The organism is Pseudomonas sp. SST3, from assembly GCF_003325755.1.
On record NZ_QORI02000090.1, the window covers coordinates 1 to 4,930 of the forward strand.

A 4,930-nucleotide genomic window follows, 5' to 3' on the forward strand; every position below is an offset into this window, starting at 1 on the left:
TGTAGTCATAGGCACCGTTACGCATCGACTGCACGGCGTTTTTCACCGTGCTGTAGGCCGTCATCACGATCACCGGCAAGGTCGGATAACGCACCTTGATTTCGGCCAGCAACGCCGGCCCGTCCATGCCCGGCATGCGCCAGTCGCTGATGACCAGGTCGATGTCCTCCTCCCCCAGCACCTTGAGCGCATGCAGGCCATTGCCCGCGCTGAACACCTGGATGCCGTTCTGGCTCAAGGCCTGGGTCAGCAGATCACAGAGCTTGGGCTCGTCGTCGACCACCAATACGTTATGCGTCATGCCCTTCCTCATCTTCACCGTCGTCTTCACCGTCAGCCGGAATGTACAGGCTGAAGGTCGCGCCGGCATCTTTCTCACTGGCGCATTCGATGCTGCCGTCGTGACTTTCCATGATCGAATAGACTTTGGCCAGGCCCAGGCCTGTGCCCGAGGCCTTGGTGGTGACGAATGGCGTGAAGATACGCTCCACCATGTCCGCAGGGATGCCCTCGCCGGTATCGGCGATGCTGATCACGGTGTTGTCGCCCACGCTGCGAATGCCCAGGGTCAGGCGCCCGCCGCCGGGCATCGCGTCGATGGCGTTGAGAATCAGGTTGAGACAGGCCTGCTTGAGCTGCTTGGCATCGGCGTAGATCGTTGCGCCAGGCGCCTGGTCGTCGATCTGCGCGTCAATGCGATGGCTACTCAGCTCCGGGCCGCAGAAACCGAGGATTTCTTCCACCAGGGCGCGTGCCGGTTGCTGCACGCGTATCGGCGGGTTGGGCTTGGCGAAATCGAGGAACTCGGTAATCAGCTCGTTGATGCGGCTGACTTCGCTGATGACATATTCCAGGTGACGCTTGTCGGTTTCCGCCAGGTCAGCGCGCCGATGCAACAGTTGGGTGGCGGTCTTGATGATGCCCAGTGGGTTGCGAATTTCGTGAGCCAGGCCCATGGCGACTTCACCCAGGGCATGCAAGCGGTCACGCCGGCGCAGTTGGGCTTCCAGATGATGCAACTCGCCCAGGCGTTCGGTCATGTGGTTGAAGGTGCTGCTCAATTGCGCCAGTTCGTCACCGCCACTGACCACCACACGGTGTGCATAACTGCCCGAGATCACCGCATCCACGCCCTGGGACAAATCGCGCAGAGGCTTGGTCAGGCGCCGCGACACCAACAACCCAGCCGCCAATGACAGCGCCGAGCTGACCAGGAAGATCAGCACGAACAGGTTGCTCTGGTTCACCAACCCCACCAGGCTGGTATGGCGTAGCAGGCCGCTGAAGATCACGCCTTGCAACTCACCGGCGTCATTGAAAATCGGCCAATACAAACCGCTGTACTGGTTAGTGAACTGCTCGCTGGGCTGCTTGGTGCTGCGCAGGTAGGCCTCGACATTCTTGGGGATGCGCGAGGGATGATTGGCGAAGCGCTGGGTGGAAAATATTTCGGAAAAACCGGCAGGGTTGGCCAGGTACAAACGCAGGTCGAGGGAATGCACGTCGGCCACGCTGGTGAGGAAACTGCTGTCCAGGTAAGTGGCGACCAGCAACAGGTAATCAACGCCGTCACGGCTGGTTTCGAAGGTCGACACCACCAGGCCCGTGCTCACGCCGGCGACTTGCACGGTTTGCAGCACCGCGTTGCTGGTGAGGTTGATCTGCCTGACGATGTCATCGGCGGCCGTGCTGAACATCACTTTACGGTCGCTGGTGCGAATCAGTGCGACCACGTCGATATCGGTGGCATCGGCAATGTCGGCGGTGAGCCGGTCATGCTTTTCGGCATTTTTGGACGACGGCGGGCTGGTATAGCGCAGGAACAGCTTGGCCATGCGCGCGTTGTCGTGAAGGATGTCGCCGATTTCGTCCTTGACGATCTTGGTCGACTCTTGCAGCCAGATACGCACGTTTGCTGTCGAAAATCTGCGACAGCGTGGTGGCAGCCAGCTCAGCCGCGATCATCGTAGGAATCACGCTGACCAGCCAGAACGCCAGCACAGCTTGCGCTGGACGCTCCAACGCGAAATGGCAAAGGGGCGGGCTTTCTGGCGGGTCTTGGTAATCATCAGGTTTCGCTTATCGCAGCAGCCATGGCAGGGTCGGAACGATCCGGTCGAATAAACAGTTTTACAAGCTTGAGCAGGCCGTTGACCAGCCAGTTACGGTGGCGGAAGAACAGGCTGTTGCCCTCGAACTCGCACCCCAGGCGCAGTTTACTGGCATACCCGGCCTGGCCGCACTCGTACAGCGCAATACGGTGTTCAATACAGTAGTCGACATTGGTCAACCAGCTACGGAAGTACAGGTTGTACTCGCGGCTGAACGCAAGGTCATGGCCAAAGAACTTGTCCACCAGCCGATGCTCATCCAGCAGGATCAGGTTGAACGCCACCAGGTGCTCGTCCACCCAGTACAGAACACAGACCGCCCGCTCGTGCAGGTGTTCGAGCACCCCCGTGAAGTAACCGGCGGGCAGGCGTTCGAACTGCAAGTCTGCGCGCGCGAGCGTGGCCTCGTACAGGCGCATGACCTCGGGCAGCACGTCATCGATATTGCGCCGCCACTCGACCCGCGGCCCTGGTGCGCGCAGTTTGCGGCGCAGGTCCTTGCGCGTGGATTTGCCCAGCGACCCCAGGTAGGCATCCACCGAGCCATAAGGCAGGGGCAACACCCCCGTGGGCAAACTGGGCATGCTTTGAAAGCCTGCGGCAAGGCAGCTCTGGGCCCAATGCGGGTCGTTGGTGGGCGCATCCTTGACCGCCAGCAAGCCGATACCGAGCGCGTTGGCATCTTTGCGCGCAGCCGCCAGTAACTGCTGCAACAGCAACGGGCGCCGGGATTCGGCCACATGGCTGGCGACACCGGCATCACAGCGCTCAGCCACCGGCGAACCGATGGCGTACAACGCCAGTTGCAAAAACGCCCGGCCACAGCCGCTCCAGGCGCTCGGTCAAGCGTTTGCCGGCCCCCGACAGCGTAGTGTCGAGGCGATAATGGGTGATGAACGCGGCAGCCACGGCCACCAGCGTTTGATCCTCGAAGACCGCCAGGTAACGCCACTGAAAGTCATCAATTGCGGCGTTTTCCACGGCCAGGTAATAGTCCCAATCCTCCAGGGCACCGGGAAAACAGTCGTTCCAGGCATCGCGCTGGATAGCCCGGATGGTCGGGAAGGCTTGGGTGGTTATCACAGATTGCCCTTATTTCTCGRTCCAGTGTGGGAGCTGGCTTGCCTGCGATGCAGGCGACGCGGTCTCGGATCAGTCCCCGCGCACCATATCCACATGCGGAATCCCGACTTCCAGGAATTCATCACTGACGATCCTGAAGCCCAAGCGCTCGTAGAACGGCGCCGCATACACCTGCGCACTTAGGAATTGCCGGGTCTGGCCGCGCTTCTCGGCCACGCCGATCACCGCTTCCATCAGCTTGTCGCCCACCTTCAGCCCACGCCAGTCCTTGAGTACCGAAACGCGCCCGATTTCGCCGCTGGGCAACAGCCGAGCGGTGCCGATCGGGAAATCACCTTCGAACGCCAGAAAGTGCACCGCATCGGCATCGTCCGCGTCCCACTCCAATTCAGGCGGGACCGATTGTTTCAGCGATGAATACCGCTTTCACGAATGCGCCGAATCTCGTCGATATCCTTTCGCCAGTCCGCGACACTTACGTGAATTCTATTCATCCGCGAACCCCAGGCTGCCTTGCTTGACCAGTTCGCACAGCAGGTCGCGACCGTCTTCGTCGGCCAGCCACTCGCCCAGGTTTTCGCTGTGCAGTGCATCGGCCGAGCACACCAGCTTCAACAGTTCACGCAGTTTGCCCGGCAGGTAACGGCTCTGGCCACTGGCAAACAACAGTACATCGTCGTCCACTTCGGACCAGGCCAGGCGTGCGCTCGGGTTGCGTACCAGGATCGCGCCGTCTTGCAGGCTGTTGATGAAGTCTTCTTCGCCCAACTCTTCGCCGGCCACCAGTTCCGGGTAGCGTGGCTCGGTCATGAACTGGCCGAACCAGGTCAGCAGCATGCGCTCATCGCTCATGTGCTCGGCGAGCAAGCCCTTGAGGCGGTCCAGTGCGTCGCCCTGGATCTGGTGCGGGTCGCTGACCGGCTGGGCGTCTGTCGGTCGGTGTAGCGCTCTTCGTCGGTCAGGTACTGGCTGAGGAAGTCGGTGAAGTGGGTCAGCACTTCAGCGGCGCTCGGTGCACGGAAACCCACGGAATAGGTCATGCAGTCGTCTTCAGCAATACCGAAATGGGCCAGGCGCGGCGGCAGGTAGAGCATGTCGCCCGGTTCCAGCACCCATTCGGCGCTTTCTTCGAATTCTGCGAGGATGCGCAGGTCGGCGTGTTGCAGCAACGGGCTTTCGGAATTGCACATCTGGCCGATCTTCCAGTTGCGCTTGCCCTGGGCTTGCAGCAGGAACACATCGTAGTTATCGAAATGCGGACCGACGCTGCCACCCGGCGCGGCGAAGCTGATCATCACATCATCGATACGCCAGCTCGGCAGGAAGCGGAAGTGCTCCAGCAGCTCAGCCACTTCCGGCACGAACTGGTCGACCGCCTGCACCAGCAGGGTCCACTCGCGCTCGGGCAGGGTGCTGAAAGCGTCTTCGGCGAACGGGCCGCGACGCAGTTCCCACGGGCGCTCGCCGTGTTCGATCACCAGGCGCGACTCGACTTCTTCTTCCAGGGCCAGGCCTGCCAGTTCGTCGGCGTCGATCGGGCTTTCGAAGTCAGGGATGGCCTGGCGGATCAGCAGCGGTTTTTTCTGCCAGTAGTCGCGCAGGAATTCCCGTGCCGTGATGCCGCCCAGAAGTTGAAGAGGGATATCAGGATTCATGTGTAACCTATTGAAAAAAAGCACTTTTAAGACAGGAATAAAAACGCCCGGCGCGGCCGGGCGTCTCAAAGGAGCTTGCTT

Annotated in this window: 1 protein-coding gene and 4 pseudogenes; all 5 read right to left on the reverse strand. The window is 60.9% G+C overall.

Going from position 1 to position 4,930, the window contains the following annotated elements; all coding sequences use genetic code 11:
* Window positions 1–301: response regulator (locus DQ405_RS24015; RefSeq protein WP_168426337.1), on the reverse strand; the 301-nt coding region annotated here is incomplete at its 3' end.
* Window positions 291–2,069, reverse strand: a pseudogene (locus DQ405_RS24020) (ATP-binding protein). The gene DQ405_RS24015 and the pseudogene DQ405_RS24020, both read right to left, overlap by 11 nt.
* A pseudogene (locus DQ405_RS24025) lies at window positions 2,069–3,194 on the reverse strand (GNAT family N-acetyltransferase). Before DQ405_RS24025 ends, DQ405_RS24020 begins: the two co-directional pseudogenes overlap by 1 nt.
* A 69-nt stretch (window positions 3,195–3,263) precedes the next feature.
* Window positions 3,264–3,688, reverse strand: a pseudogene (locus tag DQ405_RS24030) (GNAT family N-acetyltransferase).
* Window positions 3,681–4,849, reverse strand: a pseudogene (locus DQ405_RS24035) (ribosomal protein uL16 3-hydroxylase). Before DQ405_RS24035 ends, DQ405_RS24030 begins: the two co-directional pseudogenes overlap by 8 nt.
* Between the last annotated feature and the right edge of the window lie 81 nt (window positions 4,850–4,930).